This is a genomic window from Planktothrix prolifica NIVA-CYA 540 (genome assembly GCF_963864145.1).
GTDB lineage: Bacteria > Cyanobacteriota > Cyanobacteriia > Cyanobacteriales > Microcoleaceae > Planktothrix > Planktothrix agardhii.
On record NZ_CAWLTW010000001.1, the window covers coordinates 313,408 to 332,985 of the forward strand.

A 19,578-nucleotide genomic window follows, 5' to 3' on the forward strand; every position below is an offset into this window, starting at 1 on the left:
GCCGTTTTTATCGGTTAAGGTAATTTGTCTTTTGGTTGGGTGTAGTTTCCATCCCGATGTTTTATATTCAACGGAACGGCAATTTTTTTGGAATTTGGGATATCCTTTTTTACCGGAAATGTTTTTCTTACAATTGTCGTAAAAACGACTAATGGCAGACCATCCTCGCTCGGCTGCGGATTGGACTGCCATTGAATTTAGGTCGGCAACAAAGGGGAATTGATTTCTGAGAGTTGTAGAATATTTATTTAAGGCAAATCTATCAATCTTTAATTCTCTTGAATTATCCATCCAATATCTAATTGCTTTATTGCGAATGAATTGGGTGGTGCGAATTGCTTCATCAATCGCTTTATATTGATTGGGTTTGCCTTGGCACTTATATTCCAAAACTATCATAGAAATCTCCTTTTTTCGACCTACCTTATGTTAACATGAATTCGAGAAATATTCACGGTGAATAAATTTCCCTGGGTCGCTTTTCATCTGGTGGTCTGAAGACACGCTCGTTTTCAAGCTCCCAGACTTATGTTATAAACAATCCTAACTCCTGTATTTTTAAGAGAGTTAATCTTGAATATTCAGGGTAATTTTAGCGGATTGTAGTTGTTGATTTAACCACTGATCAAATAATTCGTTTTGCAGCCGTTGTTTAACTTGAGGGTTGTCTAAGGAGGCTTCTAAAAACTCGTCTACTCGGAAAATACACCAACCGCCCTCGACTTCCATCGGGCCAACAATTTGTCCGGGTGGGGTTTGCTGTAAAATCACCTTGAGATTATCGGGAATGGTTGACCAACCCACGGCCCCCATCATGCCACCAAAAGAGCGTTCATTGGTAATGGAATACTCTCGGGCTAATTCTTCAAATCGGCTTTCCTGTTCTTTTAAACGGGATACTAATGTTTCTGCAAGTTCATAGTCATTTAAGGAAATTCGTGATAACACCACTGCATCTAAGGCGGGTTTTCGTTGCTGAAAATACTCCTCAAGTTGAGGTTGTACGATTGAAAGTTTGAGTTTTTCCCGTTTGAACCCAGAAACAATTTGTTGGTGAAAGGCTTCGTAGGTCATGCGGTTACTTTCTAACCACTGTTGAAAGGCTTGGGGGTCGCTGAGATTACGTTCCAATCTAAAATTCACTACGGATTGTTCAATACTAGCAGCAGGGATATCCAAATCCGTTCGGGATTGCAATTCCCGATCCAGAATATATTCTCGCAAAATATCAGTTACCATGGGCTGTAGTTTTCCAGCCGCTTGCAAGTATTTTAGGGCTTGACCTAAGATAATGGGTTCGTCGTTAACGGTTAAAAATGGATTAGCCACTGAAATTTACATCCTAAACACGATTCTACTCACAAATATTGTAAGGGTTTAGGCTCTCGGTGCTATCAGATTTACCAACAGTCCCTACTACTCCCCGTCTTAATATTCAGCCACGGCTTTGTGAATAGTTGTTAAAGACAGAATTAATCAAGCAGATAGGCTATGCTGAGTACGATGAGGATTAAACCCAATAGAATGTCAATTAAGCCCTTAACTGCTTTTGATGAATCTCGGTAGTGGCTAATTGTCCATTTTCCGTCCTATTTGGAACCCCACATTCCTAATTCTTTGGGAGATAGCTATGTCAGAACGCGATGATTTTCTTTATCCCCGTAGTCGCTACCAGGGAGAGTTTACGCCAGAAAAACTGATTTTCAATTCCAACTTGCAGGAATTTGCCCAGCGAGTTAACTATATTTGTGGATTGGAAACGAATGGGAAAGTAAGTTCAGAGGAAGCCTATCAACAAATCAAACAACTTTGGAAAAAATTACGTTCATCGAAAAAAAGTCTAGGAATTAGTAAACCTCCTGATGAGACTCCAGAAAATAGTTAATTATCAACGCCATCAGAAAGTCTTGCAAGGAAGGTTAATTCTTTCAATAAAAATTTAATTTCAGGCAAACTTTACCAAATAGTTTATAGCAGGGAACACCGCAATAGGCCGCATCGTGAGCCCTTCGACTTCGCTTAAGCATCAACTTCAATCCATATAAGAAACCGGGTTTCTGCGACAATTTTTGCGGCTTACCCAAGATTAAATTAAGAAACCCGGTTTCTGTTCTGGGGAAAAACAAGATCCGCACCTGATTCAAACTATTATTACTTGGCTACAAAGGACTATTTTAGAAGATTAATAATCTCAACTATCCCTAAATTTAGGACATACTTCAAACGCTAATTGTGACCCATAAAAACAAACATCAAACTCAGTAAAAAAATTAGTCCGTCCTAAAATAATTGGAATATTATTTACCCTAGTCCAAGCAAAAGCCAACTGAACTGGCTCAAACTCCCCTACTGTTGCCAAAACTAATAACGCTTTTGCTTCAGCACTTGCTAAATTACCCGCTAAAGCAATAGAAAATCTTTGTTCTTCCCAAATTGCTCCTAATTGTATTCCAATATTATAAGGCAACACATTAACACTAGCTCCTGTATCGAGCAAACCCATAACCTCAACCGAACGATTTTGATAAGTTAGTGTTAAAGGCAGATAGGGAACATCAGCTAAAACGCCAAACTCATCCCGTTTAGGTTGAAAAGGATATCGCCTAATATTAAACATTTTGAGTTTGCTTTTTTTCTGTTTCTAGTAACTGCATCAATTGTTCTGCTGCACCATTAGATGTATGCACTGCACCAATAATTTCTGCTGCTTCATTCCCTAATATAATTCCTTCTTCTTTTGCCAATTCAGCCGTTAAAAACTGCATCATTTGAAACTTATCCGCACGGGATAATTGCCGCAGTTGAGCTAATAATTCAGGATTTGACATAAAACAACCTTGAATTTACTTTTCCATCTTACCACTATCCCAAGGATTCCACCACATAAGAAACCGGGTTTCTGCGACAATTTTTGCGGCTTATCCAAGATTAAATTAAGAAACCCGGTTTCTGTTGTTCTAACTTATTCCTCATTACTTAAATATTCTTGAGAATAAACCTCTGCCATTAACTTCGGCCAGATTAATACAAAAAATCCCATCCAGGCCAACAAAGGAATAGCGACTAAAATTGTAATCCACAGGGTTTTAAATAGAAACCAACTCCCTGAAATTAGGGTAATTCCAGTTAATAGAATTGACCAAGGTTGACACCACCAGGGTTTATAATTCCAGGGGTTAAAGGTTGGGGTTTCAATCGGTGTTTGATCGGTCATTGTATTTATTAACTCTATGATTAAGAAAATGATTACTGAATAATTTTAACTATTGTAGCAATAACTTCTACTAACTTTTGGGGTTTAATTTGACCCGCTTTATACAGTATAATTCCTTTATCAGCAGTAAACAAACGATTAGGTCTAATATTGCTATTTTGGTTGAGTCCTCCCTCACTAAAATCGCTATTTTCAAGGGTAATACCATAGCAATCACCGATAGTTTGGCTAGTAATCTGGCAAAGAATTAGATCATCTCCTGTTAAGGTTGCTATTACTAATGCAGGCCGTCGCTTGGCTTGTGTTAAATCAGAAAAGGGGAAAGGGACAATAACTACATCACCTTTTACAAATTTTTCCATGCTTCCTCCTCCGCCGGCTGTAACCAATCTTTTTGTAGGGAAGATTCACTCAGTATACTAATTTCTAACTGTTCTTGCTGATATTTGGTTTTAAGAAATTGCAGAAAATCCCAAACCTCTTGTAAGATGAAATCAGGACTATTTTCTACTTCTTTAATTAATAATTCTTTAGTGTTCATGTTTTTGACCTTGATTTTTTGGGTTTGAAAATTCAGAAAAACGGGATTATCTAAACAACAGAATTTTCCGGTAAAGCGGTTTGCATTTGGGCTAACCAACCTATTAAAGATTCTAACTGTTTATCCGCACTTAATACCGCTAATCCCCTCACCGTAACTTTACCTTTACTATACACAAACCGAGTATGTAAACTTTCTGATAAATTGGCTTTTAATAAATTCCATGCGGGTTCTTCCATGGGGGTTTCTAATAAAATATGTTGTTTTCCGTCGGGTTTAATCCGAGAAAAGCCTAATTTCTTAGCAATTTGTTTGAGTTCCATAATTCTAATTAATTGACGCGCCGGGGTAGGAACTGGGCCATAGCGATCGCACCAATCTTCCTCAATTCGAGATAATTCATCCCGACTTTGACAAGCAGCAACTGACCGATAAGCACTCATTTTTTGATCTAAATCCGTAATATAATTGGAAGGAATAAAAGCTGTTAAACTCAAGTCAATTTGAGTATCATCAACCTGGGGAATTTCTTGACCCCTGACTTCTTGGATAGCTTCTTGTAACATTTCACTATAAAGATCGAACCCGACCACATCCATTTGACCCGATTGTTCGGCCCCTAAAATGTCTCCTGCGCCCCGAATTTCTAAGTCTCGCATCGCTAATTGATAACCCGATCCTAACTGGGCAAATTCTTGAATTGCTCTCAATCTTTTCCGAGCATCATCGGTTAAATTAACCCGTCCGTCGGCCGTTGTCGGATAGAATAACCAGGCGTGAGCTTGCACTCCCGAACGTCCAACCCGACCCCGTAATTGATATAATTGACCTAGGCCGAAACGGTGAGAATCTTCAACTAAAATCGTGTTAACTCTGGGAATATCTAACCCCGATTCAATAATGGTTGTACAGACTAAAACATCCGCGTCCCCGGAACTAAATGTTAACATAATTGATTCTAATTCGGATGCGTCTATTTGTCCGTGGGCGATCGCTAATCTCACCCCAGGAATCATCTCTCGAATTTGGGCAGATTTTTCTTCAATTCCTTCAATTCTAGGGACAACATAAAACACCTGTCCCCCCCGATCTAATTCCTGACGAATTGCTGTTCTAACTATTTCTAAATTTAAAGGAGATAAATGGGTTTGAATTGGGCGACGGGAAGGAGGAGGAGTGGTAATTAAACTCATTTCTCGAATCCCAGATAATGCCATATATAAGGTTCTAGGAATAGGAGTAGCGGTTAAAGTTAAGACATCAACATGGGTTTTTAATGTCTTAATTTTTTCCTTTTGATTAACTCCAAAACGTTGTTCTTCATCAACGACTAATAACCCTAAATCCTTAAAATGTACCCCTTTTCCCAGTAAGGATTGAGTGCCAACAATTATATCAATTTCTCCCGTTGCCAACCGTTTTAATATCTCTTGTTTTTCGGAATTGGTGCGAAAACGATTAATTAAAGCAACTTCTATGGGATAGGGAGAAAATCGTTCTTTTATGGTATGATAATGTTGTTGGGTTAGAATTGTAGTGGGGGCTAATAATGCTACCTGTTTTCCAGCAGTAACGGCTTTAAAAATAGCCCGAATTGCGACTTCTGTTTTCCCAAATCCTACATCTCCACAAACTAACCTGTCCATGGGCCGATCGCTTTCCATATCCCGTTTCACGTCTTGGGTAGATTTAATTTGATCGGGGGTTGGTTGATAGGAAAAGGAGTCTTCTAGTTCCTGTTGCCAAGGCATATCAGGGGGGAACGCATAGCCCGTTTGTTGGGCGCGTTGGGCATATAATTTTAATAGATCTACGGCTAATTTCTTTAAGGTTTTTTTGACTTTTTCCTTGGTTTTTTCCCAGGCTTGTCCGCTAAGTTTATTCAGTTGGGGAACTTTGCCCCCGGTACTTCTAAATCGTGATAAACTGCCAACTTGATCGGCGGCAACTCTTAACGTACCATCGTCATATTGTAAAACCAAATATTCCCTAGTTTCGTTATTAATTACTAGACTTTCTAATTTAGTAAATCGCCCTACCCCATGTTGACGATGAACCACAAAATCCCCTGGTCGGAGTTTATTCAGTTCAACCTGTTTTGATGCCGCCCGTCGTCGTTTTCTAATATAACCATGGGTGGCTAAGGAATGCTGACCATAAAATTCTCGGTCAGTAATTAAAACTAACCGAAATGTCGGTAAAATAAACCCTTCTAATTCGGCAAGTCCGGTATATTTTAAGGCGACGGGGGTATTTTTAATTAAGCTATCAATGGCGGGGTAATCTCGCGGGTTAGGAATGAATTTTGAGGGGCAATCATGTTCTGATAATAGGGCAACCGATCGACTAGGTTGGGCGGAAACAATAAATATAGAAAAATATCGTTGTCGCTCATAACGAATTAATTCCGCCAGTTTAGCAAATTGATGGGGAGTTGCCGGAACTGGACGAGAAGATAGGTTTAAACTGGGAACATTGGTAATATTAACTAGGCTGGGTTGATAATCCCCTATTTCAGATAAATAGAGTTTATCAAAGGATTCAATTTGTTGCAAAGATTCGGTAAATAAACGATGAATTTTAGGCGGTTTTTCGGGTAAGGCTTGCCATTGTTCTTCAATATGTTCTAACCAGCGATCGCTATGGGCACAACATTGATCAATTTCATCAATCACAATTAAAGTCGTATCAGTTAAATAGTCTAATAAACAAGCGGGTTGTTCAAAAGCTAAACCCAATAAGGAATTATAGGATTTAGGGGATTTATAGTTATTATTATCGAGTTGAAATTCTGGTTTAGGGATGGGGGGAATAATTTGGGAAATTAAGGTTTCAGCCGAGGCTAAATTCCCTTGAATAATTACATCAAAATTGGTCGGGGTGAGAATTAGATTTTCAATTTTATCTAAGGATCTTTGGGTGATCGGATCTAGTTCTCGAATTTGTTCTAACTCATCCCCAAACCATTCTAAACGCACGGGCCATTCCGAAGCCACGGGGAAAATATCCACAATATCCCCCCGCCGACTCCATTGGCCCTCGGTTTCCACCAAGGATACCCGCTCATAGCCTAACTTGGCAAACTGTTCATCAAGGGTTTTTCCGGCCGAGGTCATCCCCCGATATAGGGTTAAACAATAGGGTTGAAACGCCGAAACCGGGGGTAAATGGGGCTGTAAACTCCGTTCTGTGGCCACAATTGCCATCGGTACGGCCGAAGGTGTCTGCAACCGTCCCGCCAACTCCGCTAACACCTGCATTTGTCCCCAGGTCATCTCCTCGGAAGTCACCGACTCGTAGGGCGACGCCTCGGAAGTGGGGTAAAACTGAACTGTCGCCCATCCCATGGCTTCCAATTGGGCCGCCCACCGTCCCGCTTCCTCCAGGGTGGCTGTCACCACAAATAAATTTAATCCCGACTCCTGGGCTAAAGTTGAAGCGACTAACCCCTTGGGAATGCGAGACAGACCATTTAGGTAGAGGGACTGAGATTTATTCAGTTTGGTCAGGAGTTCAGCCGTTAAGGGCGATCGCCCCAATGCACGCACGATGGAGGAAAATGTCATATGGGAGTAGGGAACAGGGAATAGGGAACACCGGAATGAGGAACTAAGATAATCAGATCTTGATAAGATCAGTTATTCTAATCTTTTATCTTCCTATTCTGACCTCAAAATGTCATCTGTATTCCAAGAAATTCTAATCGTTTTCCTTCTGATTGTCGCCAATGGCGTATTTGCGATGTCAGAAATTGCGATTCTTTCGGCGCGGAAAGTTCGTTTACAACAGTCAGCCAATCGAGGCAATAAAAAGGCAAAAGTTGCTTTAGAATTAGCCAACTCTCCCAATAGTTTACTCTCAACGGTGCAAATTGGAATTACCCTGATTGGGATTTTAGCCGGGGCCTTTGGAGGGGCGGCAATTTCAGCCCGATTAGCCATCCAACTAAACAAAATTCCGATTTTAGTTCCCCACAGCAATGCAATTAGTTTTACAATTGTTGTGATCATTATTACCTATTTATCATTAATAATCGGGGAATTAGTTCCTAAACGGTTAGCTCTGAATGCTCCTGAATCCATCGCAACTAGCGTTTCAATTCCCATGCGTTGGTTATCTAATTTTAGTTCCCCGATTGTACATTTATTGGGTATGTCTACGGAATTAATTTTAAAGCTTTTGGGTAGTAACACCTCGACGGAACCGGAAGTTACCGAGGAGGAAATTAAGATTATGATTGAGCAGGGAACCCGATCGGGAATTGTGGAGGAAGCGGAACAAAGTATTGTCGGACGAGTGTTTGAATTAGGCGATCGCCAAGTCAGAAGTTTAATGACGCCTCGCCCTGAGATTTTTTGGCTTGATATTGATGATTCTGCCGAAGAAAATCGTCAGAGTATTGCCCAAAATAGTTACACTCGCATTCTAGTTTGTCAGGAAGATTTAGATCATGTTTTAGGGTTTATTAAAGTCGCGGATTTATTAACTCAATCCCTATCCGGTCATCCCTTAGATTTAACTGTAAATTTACGCCGTCCTTTATTTGTTCCTGAAACCACTTCTGTTTTAAAAATTTTAGAATTATTTAAACAGGGAGAAACCCATTTTGCTGTAGTTGTTGATGAATATGGCGTAATTCAAGGATTAGTAACTTTAAATGATATTCTAATGGAATTAGTCGGCGATATGCCCTCCTGGGATAATCCCGAAGAACCTCAAAAAGTGCAACGGGAAGATGGATCTTGGCTTGTAGATGGAATGTTGCCCGTTGAGGAATTTTTTGAGTTATTTGATTTAGAAGATTTATTAGAACAATCAGAAGGAAACTATCATACAGTTGGAGGATTTGTGATTACTCAGTTAGGGCGGATTCCAGCTGCTGCCGATCATTTTGAATGGCAAAATTTACGCATTGAAGTGATGGATATGGATGGCAACCGTGTTGATAAAGTGTTAATTGTTCCTCCTTCTTTGAATAAAAATAATCAGCTTATTGAACCTTGAAAAAAATAAATTATTCTCTGAATTACGCTAGAATTTAGGAAGTTTGCGATCGCTATAACCAAAAGCAGGTTAGTGTTTAAAACTTCTTTGTGTCTTTGTGTCTTTGTGTCTTTGTGGTTAAATCAATCTTTTCTGCTATAATTCCCGGTTATTTATGATTAAAAAATCTCTATCCAAAATCTTGCTATTATTATTCTGTTGGACAATTGTACCATTATTCTTAGTGGAAGTATTAATGATTGTCCTCGAACCCTATTTATCCCAAGGAGCGTATCAATATGATCCCGATTTAGGGTTTAAAATTCGCCCTCATGCTAATGGTAATAATCAATTTGGGTTTAATGATCGAGATTATCCCCTCCAAAAAGAACCCGGAAAATATCGAATTTTGATTCTCAGTGATTCCTTTAATTGGGCGGGAGGACAAGAAGGAAATTATACGGCTTTATTAGAAAATAAATTTGCACAATATTATCAAAACTCCCAAGTTGAAGTTATTAATGCTGGATACCCCGGAACTCACACCGGAGAACAATTAGCCCTATTAAAAAAATATGCCCTACAATATCATCCTGATTTGGTCGTATTAGGGTTTTTTGTCGGAAATGATTTTGTTGATGCTGACCCCAACCGTAAACGTATTATTGTCAATGATATTTATATTGATATAGATAAACGTAAAGAGTTGAAAATATTAGGTTATCCGATTATTAATCAATCTCGTTTGTTACTCTTTATCCAGCAAAAATACAAAGTATTTCAGGAAGCTGCAAAGGCAAAAAAACAATCGGTTTTACCGTCTTCTTCCCCTTATTCGTTACAACTCGTTGCTAATAATTCTCAAGCAGACAAATCCCCTGGTATTTTATCCCCAGAAACCTTTCTGGAGATAGAAAAAAGCCGCTTAGAATTTTGTAAACGTCAAGATTTGCAAAAAGGGGTTTGGAATGGTAATATTAATTATATTCTCCAAAGCATTGATGAAATGAATCGGCTGTTAAAACAACAAAATACCCAGTTTATTGTTGCGATATATCCCGATGAATTTCAAGTTAATCCTAACTTACTAAACCAAATTACCCAAAAACATGAACTGAATTTATCCAAATATGACCCAAACTGTATGCAAAATATTTTGATTCCCCATCTGCAATCACAACAAATTACCTATATAGATTTCCGTCCTCGGTTTCACGCTGAACAAAAACAACGCCCCTTATATTTGTTACAAGAACCTCACTGGAATTCAGCCGGAAATCAACTGGCTGCGGAAATATTATTTGAGAATTTAATTCCCAAAACCAATCAATTTTTTAAACTTTTTCCCCCTTCTTCCAATAAAATTTAAAATGCAAAAAACCCAACTAAAAGCTTTTACTCAAATTCTCGGACAAACTGCATTAATCGCTTTAATTACGTTTGTGATGTCCGAAATTACCCTAAGAATTTATAATAAAATTAATCCTAGTTTTGTTTTTTATGATTCTTCCTATAACCGTTTTCGGGGAAAAGCCAACGCCCCCGACTATGATTTTAAGTTAAATTCCCAAGGTTTTAAAGACCTGGAATTTACCGTAGAAAAACCTGCCCAAACCCACCGAATTTTAGGGATAGGAGATTCCTTCGCCTATGGTGTTGTTCCCTATCAATATAATTATTTAACCCTGTTAGAAAAAAAATTAAATAAATCCGGTCAAAAAACCGAAGTAATTAATATGGGTATTCCAGGGCTGGGGCCAAGGGATTATTTATCTATTTTAGTCAATGAAGGATTAAAATTAAATCCAGACCGCATTGTTTTGTCCTTCTATATTGGCAATGATTTTTTAGATAATTCCATGACCACCCACCTCAGAAAAGAGGAAAAGTCATATCTCGTAGCTTTAATTAAATCTTTAATTAAAATTCAAAGCCATTATCAAGGTACATTCATAAACACAGTTCCTAAATATGAGGATAATCAACCAACAATTGATAATGCCAAGTATCTCCAGAATACTGTTAATAAAAGTAATATGTTCGTGAAAAATTCCAACAATGATATATTTAGAGGTTTTTTAGAAGATGCGATGCAGGATTTAATTAAAATTAAACAAATTGCTGATTCTCAAAATATCCCCTTAACTATTGTAATTATCCCTGATGAAGTTCAAGTTAATTCACAACTTCAACAGCAAGTAAAAACAGCTTTTGATCCAAATGATCCGAATTTATTAGATTTTGAACTTCCTAACCGAATGTTAACAGAGCGCTTACGACAGGCTAATATTGACTATTTGGATTTATTACCGAGTTTTGTCGCCGCTTCTAAAACAACTCGCCTCTATAAACCCAATGATACCCACTGGAATATCGCCGGAAATAGTTTCGCTGCGGAATTAATTAGTAGACATTTAAAAGCGCTTGCTGATTAAATAGATTTCGCGGATAATGTAGTAGGCTCTTTAGGGCCTCCGTATTTTATTGTTTCAGTCCCCTTGCCTCCATGCACAAGTAAACGTTTCAATTCTTTACAAGAATCCTCCGTTATCCGGTTGTTAGACTGGTAAGGACTCTGATTAGGATGTGCTAAAAACGATTAGGAAGTGCTAAAGCACAACAACGATGACTGAGTTTTAAAAAACGATACTTCTAATTTTTTCAGTTAAATTATCCGCCCGTTGAGGAATATAAAAATCATGATTTCGGAGAACTTCCCCGACAAGGTTAAACGTCTCAATACATAAATTTAACCGTTGTTTATATTCTGAAAAGGTCATATTTTCGATATATTGAAACAACTCCCTAGTATGCTCAAAATCAGAATAGTCTAAAAAACTATTCGCGGGGAAATCTTGATAAATAGTTGCATCTTTTCCCCCATAATAAATCGGTAAACATCCTCCAATAATTGCATCCCAAATTTTTTCTGTACAGTAATAGGGGGCGATGGTATTCTCAAAACACAGATTAAAATGATAATCTCGCAGAATTTCAAACTTGCGAGTTGTCCAGTCTCCATCCCTAGAATTTTCTATAGTAATTCCGATTTCCCAACCATTTCCATAAATATCAACTTTCCCTAATTGATGACCTTCTAAAGCAATTTGATTCCGTAAATTATATAAATCAATACTTTTTCCCTCCCTGACTAAATTTGTAAATCCAGCTATGGGATTTTTTGACATTAAAGCGGCAATTTTCCGATGTTTAGGTCGTCCAAAATCATCATCGGTGAACAATTCCAAAGGTTGACTAAACACATTACCCCGCCAAATACAGAGATGATAATTATTAACAAAAACATCCCCAGTATAAATATTCATAATATTAATTTCTACGTCATTAATATTAACTTTAGACTCGAAGTTAATGTCGAAACGCGGTTCTTCCGTGTATAAAAGGTATTTTTTTTGCTGCTTATATTGACGGGCAAAACTTTCTAAAACAACAAAATATTGAGAAATAATAATATCGGCTTCCGTTTGATCTTCCGTCACCTCAATTCCTTGTTCTTGAAGTCGGGAAAAAACCTGTTTTTGATACCCAGAAGATAAACGATTAAGCATACTATATAACCCGGGGTCAGCTTGAAAAATCTTGATAATTTTCCGATCTAAATTATGATTCATCTCCGAGAAATTAATACTTTGCCATTGAATTAACATTTCTCGCAAATAGTTATGGGGAGGATAGAGAATAGCTCCTTCAAAAGTTAATAATTGATTATAATATTCTAAGGCTTGATGCCATTCCCCTAATTTAATATAAGCATAGCCTAAATTTTGGTAACAATCAATTAAATCCGGTTTTAATTCCGTTGCTTTAAGGTAATTTGCGATCGCCTTTTCCCATTGACCATCTTGAAAATAACTATACCCTAAAGCATAGTAAGTCCCGAAATAGTCCGGCTGTAACTCTAAAGCCCTTAAATAATTATTAATCGCCGCTTCCCAGTTTTGCCCTTGATAATATTGCCGACCTAAATTAATATAATATTCAAGGGTAAGTTCCGATACCGATTCATGATTACTATTCATTAAATCAAACTAAAAATAAATAACTAAAAATTCTCTGATCCCGTTGTTGTGCTTTAGCACTTCCGAATCAGAGTGCTAAAGCACAACAACAAACCTTACACCTGAAATCAATAAAAAACAACCCCGGATAGGGGTTGCTGATCACCTGAAATCTAGTTAATTTACAATTTAGTGCCACATTCAGGACAGAAATTATTACTGCCCACATTTTTCGCGCCACAATTGCTACAATAAACTAACTCAATGGTTTCTAAATTTGTCCGCTCGGGTAAACCAATCATTTGAGCATTGCTCTTACCTGGGGCGACCATGGGATAACAGTTTTCATCCCGTTTCACCTGCACATCCATTAATACCGGGCCCTCAAAGGCCAACATTTCTGCGATCGCATCCTTTAAGTCCTCCCGGCGGGTGACTTGCATCCCCTTAACCCCGTAGGCTTGGGCTAACATCACAAAATCAGGCATTCCCGCCTGCATATTAGAAGAAGAATAGCGCTCGCCATAGAAGGTTTCTTGCCACTGACGCACCATGCCTTGCCAACCATTATTGATAATCACGGTTTTAACATTAATTCCATATTCAGCCAGAGTCCCCAACTCCTGAATATTCATCTGAATACTAGCATCCCCGGCCACACAGATCACCTGTTCATTCGGGAGAGCCATTTTTGCCCCCATCGCTGCGGGCATTCCATAGCCCATTGTCCCTAACCCGGCGCTGGAAATCCATTGTCGCGGGCCATTTTTCAGGAATTGAGCCGCCCACATTTGGTGCTGTCCCACATCCGTTGTGAAATAAGCATCGGGAGCCATTTTCCCCAAAGTATCGATTACCTCTTGGGGGGACAGAGAATCCTGATAAATCGGCACAACCAGGGGATAATCTTCCCGCCAGCGTTGAATGCGTTGTAACCATTCGGCCGTTAGACTGGTTTCCGCTCCCCCCGTGCACGGGGGGTTTGGGGGGCTCCGTCCGTTTCATGACATCGGCGTAATAAATCGACTAACACCTGTCTAACATCCCCAACAATGGGAACTTCCGGGGCGCGATTTTTCCCAACTTCGGCTGGATCAATATCAATATGGATCACCTTGGCACGGGCCGCAAATTCATCTAATTTCCCCGTCACCCGGTCATCAAAACGGGCGCCCACGGCAATTAATAAATCGCATTCCGTCACCGCAAAATTAGCATAGGCCGTGCCGTGCATTCCCAACATTCCCACCGATAGGGGATGGGTTTCACTAAAGACGCCCTTACCCATCAGGGTTGTGGTCACAGGGAGATTAAATAGTTCGGCTAATTCTTGGATTTCTCGATGGGCTCCGGCGGCAATCGCCCCGCCCCCAACATAGAGCAACGGTTTTTCAGCTTGCCGAATTAATTTAATGGCTTGATTAATTTGGCGGCTATTTCCTTTTACCGTTGGCCGATATCCGGGTAGGGTGACTTCCCCAGGATTAACGGGAACATAATCAAATTCTTCTAAACCTACATCTTTAGGAATATCAACTAATACCGGGCCAGGACGTCCACTACTGGCAATATGGAAAGCCTCGGCGATAATTCGAGCCATATCCTTCGGGTCACGCACCACATAGGAGTGCTTGACAATCGGCAGGGTGATCCCATAGATATCGGTTTCTTGGAAAGCATCCGTCCCAATGGACGACCGGGGAACCTGTCCGGTAATCACCACCATCGGAATCGAGTCCATTTGGGCGGTGGCAATCCCCGTAACTAGGTTAGTGGCTCCGGGGCCAGAAGTCCCAAAACAGACCCCTACATGGCCCGTTGCCCGGGCATAACCATCGGCGGCATGGGCGGCTCCTTGTTCATGACGCACCAGGATATGTTTTAAATCCCCCGCGGCTTCAAAGCGGTAGAGTTCATCATAAATGGGCAAAATCGCCCCACCGGGATATCCGAAAATGTGTTTGACGCCATGGCGCTTCAAACTATCCATCAGTGCGTAAGCACCCGTTGCTCGTTTTGCAGCTATTTTAGTTTTTAGTTGCACAGTAATTCCTCGAACTGTGTTTAAGTTGACTGGGGGTAGGTTTTTCAATTAGCGTATTTACACTAAAGTTTGATTTTGATTAACCTGCCCGTACATAAGTTTTTTTATTTTAAAAGTTACCAAGCTCTCAGGCCCGAGAGACTGCCACTTTTAACAAGACTTTACAATATCAGTGAAGTTGTTAAGGATGTTGGGATTTTTTAGGGAGATCAGATAGATTTTCGATGAAGTCTGTCTATCGATTCTTAAACCATTATCCTAACTTTCCAAAGTATGGTAAAATCTCTGATGGATTTGGGGCTGGTTCGGTGGCTTTTGTCTTGTTCTCTAGTCTGATTAGATCACATTGAGATCAAGATGTTAGGCTAAGTCAACCCTAATTCCATTTAGGTGATAAATTGTAGCATATTTTACAAATAATTGTCTCTTAGCGGTGATATCAACAGATAGAATGCTAAGTGACGACTACAAGAAATATTTAACTTGAGGAGTGAGGATTTTGAAGAAGATAGAAGCAATTATTCGGCCTTTTAAGCTTGATGAGGTTAAAATCGCCCTGGTCAATGCGGGTATTGTGGGGATGACGGTTTCTGAAGTTAGAGGGTTCGGACGCCAGAAGGGTCAAACAGAACGTTACCGGGGTTCTGAGTACACCGTGGAGTTCCTGCAAAAACTTAAAGTCGAAATTGTTGTCGAAGATAGTCAGGTTGATATGGTCTTGGAGAAAGTTATTACTGCTGCCCGTACAGGGGAAATCGGTGACGGTAAGATCTTTATATCTCCAGTGGAACAAATTATCCGAATTCGGACTGGAGAGAAAAATTTAGAGGCAATTTAAGTTTTTTTGCCATCAGGGATACGGCATTGTCGTATCCCACTTTTATTCAAAATCTTTCTTTTTTCAGCAGAAAACAAGCCACAATAATGCCAATCATCGCCAAAAATGCCATTGGGTAAAACACATAGGTGTATGTGCCAAATAAATCTCGAATACGACCCGTCGCCAAGGTTCCAATCAAAGCACCAACACCATAAGCTGTAAAGACAATGCCATAGTTTTGAGCATATTGTTCTGGATTAAAAAAGCCCAGGGTGATAGTGGGAGCCATTGCCAACCAACCGCCCAGACAAAACCAAAATAGACAGAAGGCAATCAGGTAGTTACCAACTTGTCCTGTCTGGGCGTTGACCATTAATATACAGGCGATTAAAATTAACACATAGGACAAAATAGCAATATAGTGAGGCTTAAACCGATCAACTAACCAACCGAACAAGGGACGACTTACCCCATTAAATAGGGCAAATAAGGAAACACTACTAGCCGCCACGGTCGGGTCAATATTAATAATTTCCTCTCCTACTGTACTAGAAATACCGATCGCACTCAAACCAACTAAAGTGCCGATCACATAGCAAATCCACAGTCCATAAAATGAGCGACTCCGCAACAAATTCTTCGGGTAAGATGAGGCTAGTATCGATGTGGAATTTGCCATATTTTGTCGAGGATGCCAGCCCTGGGGTGGCAACTTCATAGTCAGGGAAATGGCTAAAATGATCAATATAAAGGCAATACCGAGAATCCGTAAGGTGGGTCGAACAGTATAGATATCGATTAGTTGGTTGGCGAGGGGAGCGGTGATCAAGGGGGAAAGTCCAAAGCCAATAATCGTCAACCCTACAGCCAATCCTTTTTTATCAGGGAACCATCGGGATACTACCACCATCGGCACACCATAGGCAATACCAACCCCAATGCCAGCAATCACTCCATAGGTCAAGACTAGCGTTGTCACATTGGTAGCAAAGCTGGAAAGAATATAACCTAAACCGACGATCATCCCGCCAACTGCGGTCATGAGACGAGTACCAATCCGAGGAATATAAAAACCGGCTATCGGCATGACAGCCGCATAAAAAACTAAAATAAATGTGAATGGCAATAGGCTGGCACTGGCACTAATTCCCAGTTCTTTTTCCAAGGGAGTTCTAAAAATACTCCAGGAATAGACACTACCTAAGCACAGTAGAATAGTCATCCCCAAAGGTATTAAAAGCCATCTACCTCGATCTGCCGGTATTCCCAGGATGTTTGTCTTTGTTTCATGATTATTGGTTATGTTCATATCTGAAAAGATGAAAATTTCATCAAGTCTACAAGGTAATAGGGAACACCGGATAATACTTCTGGCTGTTTGATGTCAGTATGGAAATGTTACAACCTATTTACGATTGTTATAGCAATCCTCTTTGAGTTGTGTTCAAAATTGTTGACCAAAAGGGAACACCGGAACAGGGAACAGGGAACAGGGAACAGGGGTAAGACTTTGACTGTTTCATGTCAGTATTGAAATATTACAGCCTTTTACGATTGCTATATATAGCAATCCTATTTGAGTTGTGTTTAAAATCCCTGATCAAAAGGGAACACCGGAACAGCCCCCCAAACCCCCCGTGCACGGGGGGTTTGGGGGGGAGGGATCTGGGGTAATACTTCTGGCTGTTTCATGTCAGTATTAAAATGTTACAACCTATTTAGGATTGCTATAGTCCTATTCAAAGTTTTTATTGTCTATATTTGCGCTCTCAAATAATGTTTGCAGTTGGGGTAGAATCCCTTGGAAGGCTTGACCCCGGTGGGAGATTTTATGTTTTAATTCCGCAGACATTTGGGCAAAGGTCATGTTAACCTGGGGAACGTAAAAAATCGGATCGTAACCAAAACCTCCGATTCCAGTTGGTTCATTTGTGATTGTTCCTTGACAAATTCCCTGATATTCTACAGCAATGGAACCATCGGGACGGGCGATCGCCACTGCACAAACAAATTCAGCATTACGGTTAGGATGATCCCCTAGTTCCTTGAGCAGTCGCACAATACATTCAGCTTCCGTAGGAGCATAACGGGCTGAATAGAGTCCTGGCGCTCCATTTAAGGCTTCTACAGCCAATCCTGAATCATCGGCGATCGCCCATTCTCCCGTCGCCAAGGCAACTTGGGACGCTTTTAAAGCCGCATTTTCAACAAAAGTTTTTCCGGTTTCTTCTATTTCTAAATCTTTGGGCTTAATCTGCAATTCAATCTCTAAATCCTCCAAATAAGCCTGCATTTCCTTTAGTTTACCTGGATTTCCGGTTGCAACAATTAATATTTTTTCGGTCATATTTTCGTAGTAAGCCCTTTAGGGCTAACAGATAGCCACGGAAGGCGGTACGTTGTTGAAACATGGTGCGTGCGAGAAGTTATCACGCACCCTACGGCATCCAATCAAAACTGATTTGCCCAATCCTTCGCCCAGGCTAGAGTTTCTTGAACCCTATCCATGTCGGGAGCTTCGCAATAAAGACGGAGAACGGGTTCTGTCCCACTAAAGCGAATTAATAACCAGCGACTATCTGCGAGGCGGTATTTGTAGCCATCAACGGTCAAACAATCAACCACAGCCTGTCCCGCAATTTCCTGTAGGGGGTGAGTTTTAAGTTGTTCAACTAGACGCGATCGCACATCCATACTAGCTAAGGGTAAATCAATCCGATCATAGGCTGAATCAAAGCCCGTTTGCGCCTGTAACCGTTGATAGGTTTGGGTCGGATCTTCCCCAGACTGTACCATCGCTTCTAAGACATACAGCGCCGATAACAGCGCATCCCGTTCAGGAATATGGGTTCCATAGCCGACTCCTCCCGATTCTTCGCCCCCGACTAAAACTTCAGTAGCCAACATTCGATCAGCAATATATTTATAACCGATCGCCGTTTCATACAGCGATAAATTAAATAATTTAGCAATTCGAGGAATTAAATCAGAACCACTGACGGTTTTAACAATTTCTCCCGTAAATCCGCGACGAGTAGATAAATGTTCAATTAATACTGGAATCAAAATTTGAGAACTGAGAAAATTACCATTTTGATCCACTGCGGCAATGCGATCGCTATCCCCATCAAACACAAATCCAATGGCTAAACCCCCGTTAGTAGAGCGATGGGATTCTAATTGTTCAAACAATTTAGGAATATAACGAGGTAAAGGTTCCGGCGCCGTTCCGCCAAAATACGGATCACGATCGGGATTAATTTCGTGAATATTATCTCCCAATAATTGGGTTAATCCTCCGGTCGCCGCCCCGTGCATCACATCAGCAAAAACCGTTAATTTTCCTTGATTTATTGCCTCCTTAATTGCCCCAATATCCACCTTAGAACGGAGAGTTTCACAATAACTTGGCCAAGGATTAAAGCGTTCTAAGATTCCGCGCGGGGTTTCAAAGGTTGGGGGTTGCTCTAATAACGCCTCAATTTGTTGGGTAATTTCTGGCCCCACTGACCCCCCAAAAGCCCCTTTGACTTTTAAACCCAAATATTTACCGGGGTTATGACTAGCCGTTAACACAATCGCCCCTAAAGCCTTTTGTTGATATGCGATTAAGGAGAAAGCCGGAGTGGGGGCATAAGTTTCACTCAGTTTCACATCAAAGCCCGCCGCTTGGATGGCTTCGGCCGCACATTGGGCAAATTCCTCAGCTAAAAAACGTCGATCATGGCCAACAATAATCGTCCGGCTTCCGGTTGTTTCTCCATAGGTTTGATAGAGAATCTGAGCCGCAATGGGGGCGACTAAAGCCACTCGTTCAAAGGTAAAGTCCGCAGCAATCACACCGCGCCAGCCATCGGTTCCAAACTTAATCGGTTGAGTCATGATCAATTTTTTAGTTAGTGAACTAAGAAAGGAGAAACGAGCGCAAATACTTGTTGATCAACAGAAAACAGTAAT

At 40.4% G+C, this 19,578-nt stretch carries 16 protein-coding genes and 2 pseudogenes; 5 read left to right on the forward strand and 13 right to left on the reverse strand.

What is annotated here, in order from left to right; genetic code table 11:
* Positions 1-399, reverse strand: a pseudogene (locus AC559H_RS01385) (transposase); the annotation flags it as partial.
* Between the two features lie 168 nt (positions 400-567).
* Complete coding sequence (locus tag AC559H_RS01390) at positions 568-1,329, reverse strand: peptidylprolyl isomerase (protein ID WP_026797525.1); 762 nt, start codon at positions 1,327-1,329, stop codon at positions 568-570.
* A 301-nt stretch (positions 1,330-1,630) separates the two neighbouring features.
* Between AC559H_RS01390 and AC559H_RS01395 the strand changes: the two genes are divergently transcribed.
* Positions 1,631-1,885, forward strand: a complete 255-nt coding sequence (locus AC559H_RS01395) for a DUF7219 family protein (RefSeq protein ID WP_026797524.1) — start codon at positions 1,631-1,633, stop codon at positions 1,883-1,885.
* Between the two features lie 306 nt (positions 1,886-2,191).
* Here the strand turns inward: AC559H_RS01395 and AC559H_RS01400 are convergent, their stop codons facing one another.
* The 6 genes from AC559H_RS01400 to mfd all read right to left on the reverse strand — a co-directional run bounded on the left by AC559H_RS01400 (position 2,192) and on the right by mfd (position 7,321).
* Entirely contained in the window at positions 2,192-2,617 is a 426-nt protein-coding gene (locus tag AC559H_RS01400) for a pepsin/retropepsin-like aspartic protease family protein (RefSeq protein ID WP_026798418.1), read from the reverse strand.
* The gene (locus AC559H_RS01405; protein WP_026787152.1) at positions 2,610-2,828 is read right to left on the reverse strand and encodes a hypothetical protein; all 219 of its coding nucleotides are present in this window, start codon (positions 2,826-2,828) and stop codon (positions 2,610-2,612) included. Before AC559H_RS01405 ends, AC559H_RS01400 begins: the two co-directional genes overlap by 8 nt.
* Positions 2,829-2,962: 134 nt before the next feature.
* Positions 2,963-3,214 (reverse strand): DUF6737 family protein, encoded by a 252-nt coding sequence (locus AC559H_RS01410; protein ID WP_026793689.1) that lies wholly within the window; start codon positions 3,212-3,214, stop codon positions 2,963-2,965.
* Positions 3,215-3,246: 32 nt separating this feature from the next.
* On the reverse strand, positions 3,247-3,576 hold the full coding sequence (locus tag AC559H_RS01415) for a type II toxin-antitoxin system PemK/MazF family toxin (protein WP_026787154.1): 330 nt from the start codon (positions 3,574-3,576) through the stop codon (positions 3,247-3,249).
* Positions 3,561-3,755, reverse strand: coding sequence for a hypothetical protein (locus tag AC559H_RS01420; protein ID WP_026787155.1), 195 nt, complete (start codon positions 3,753-3,755; stop codon positions 3,561-3,563). The genes AC559H_RS01415 and AC559H_RS01420 overlap by 16 nt, the downstream gene beginning before the upstream one ends.
* Before the next feature lie 50 nt (positions 3,756-3,805).
* Positions 3,806-7,321, reverse strand: coding sequence for a transcription-repair coupling factor (gene mfd, locus AC559H_RS01425; RefSeq protein WP_026793688.1), 3,516 nt, complete (start codon positions 7,319-7,321; stop codon positions 3,806-3,808).
* A gap of 109 nt (positions 7,322-7,430) precedes the next feature.
* Between mfd and AC559H_RS01430 the strand changes: the two genes are divergently transcribed.
* The 3 genes from AC559H_RS01430 to AC559H_RS01440 all read left to right on the forward strand — a co-directional run bounded on the left by AC559H_RS01430 (position 7,431) and on the right by AC559H_RS01440 (position 11,173).
* Positions 7,431-8,759 carry a hemolysin family protein gene (locus tag AC559H_RS01430; RefSeq protein WP_026793687.1) on the forward strand — a complete coding sequence of 443 codons (1,329 nt, stop codon included), beginning with the start codon at positions 7,431-7,433 and terminating at the stop codon, positions 8,757-8,759.
* Positions 8,760-8,913: 154 nt separating this feature from the next.
* The gene (locus AC559H_RS01435; RefSeq protein ID WP_026787158.1) at positions 8,914-10,107 is read left to right on the forward strand and encodes an SGNH/GDSL hydrolase family protein; all 1,194 of its coding nucleotides are present in this window, start codon (positions 8,914-8,916) and stop codon (positions 10,105-10,107) included.
* A 1-nt stretch (position 10,108) separates the two neighbouring features.
* The gene (locus tag AC559H_RS01440; RefSeq protein ID WP_051319500.1) at positions 10,109-11,173 is read left to right on the forward strand and encodes an SGNH/GDSL hydrolase family protein; all 1,065 of its coding nucleotides are present in this window, start codon (positions 10,109-10,111) and stop codon (positions 11,171-11,173) included.
* Between the two features lie 201 nt (positions 11,174-11,374).
* Here the strand turns inward: AC559H_RS01440 and AC559H_RS01445 are convergent, their stop codons facing one another.
* Both AC559H_RS01445 and ilvB read right to left on the reverse strand, forming a co-directional pair.
* On the reverse strand, positions 11,375-12,778 hold the full coding sequence (locus AC559H_RS01445) for a tetratricopeptide repeat protein (protein ID WP_051319499.1): 1,404 nt from the start codon (positions 12,776-12,778) through the stop codon (positions 11,375-11,377).
* Between the two features lie 161 nt (positions 12,779-12,939).
* Positions 12,940-14,801: pseudogene (ilvB, locus tag AC559H_RS01450) on the reverse strand (biosynthetic-type acetolactate synthase large subunit).
* A 499-nt stretch (positions 14,802-15,300) separates the two neighbouring features.
* On the opposite strand from ilvB, the gene AC559H_RS01455 reads away from it, so the two are divergent.
* Positions 15,301-15,639: a P-II family nitrogen regulator gene (locus AC559H_RS01455; protein ID WP_026793683.1), complete on the forward strand. Its 339-nt coding sequence runs from the start codon at positions 15,301-15,303 to the stop codon at positions 15,637-15,639.
* A 46-nt stretch (positions 15,640-15,685) separates the two neighbouring features.
* Here AC559H_RS01455 and AC559H_RS01460 read toward each other — a convergent pair whose 3' ends face one another.
* From AC559H_RS01460 to AC559H_RS01470, 3 genes are all read right to left on the reverse strand, one after another.
* Complete coding sequence (locus tag AC559H_RS01460) at positions 15,686-16,930, reverse strand: L-lactate MFS transporter (protein ID WP_026793682.1); 1,245 nt, start codon at positions 16,928-16,930, stop codon at positions 15,686-15,688.
* Positions 16,931-17,356: 426 nt separating this feature from the next.
* Positions 17,357-17,968 (reverse strand): RdgB/HAM1 family non-canonical purine NTP pyrophosphatase, encoded by a 612-nt coding sequence (rdgB, locus tag AC559H_RS01465; protein WP_026793681.1) that lies wholly within the window; start codon positions 17,966-17,968, stop codon positions 17,357-17,359.
* Positions 17,969-18,072: 104 nt separating this feature from the next.
* Complete coding sequence (locus AC559H_RS01470; RefSeq protein ID WP_026793680.1) at positions 18,073-19,503, reverse strand: phosphoglucomutase/phosphomannomutase family protein; 1,431 nt, start codon at positions 19,501-19,503, stop codon at positions 18,073-18,075.
* Between the last annotated feature and the right edge of the window lie 75 nt (positions 19,504-19,578).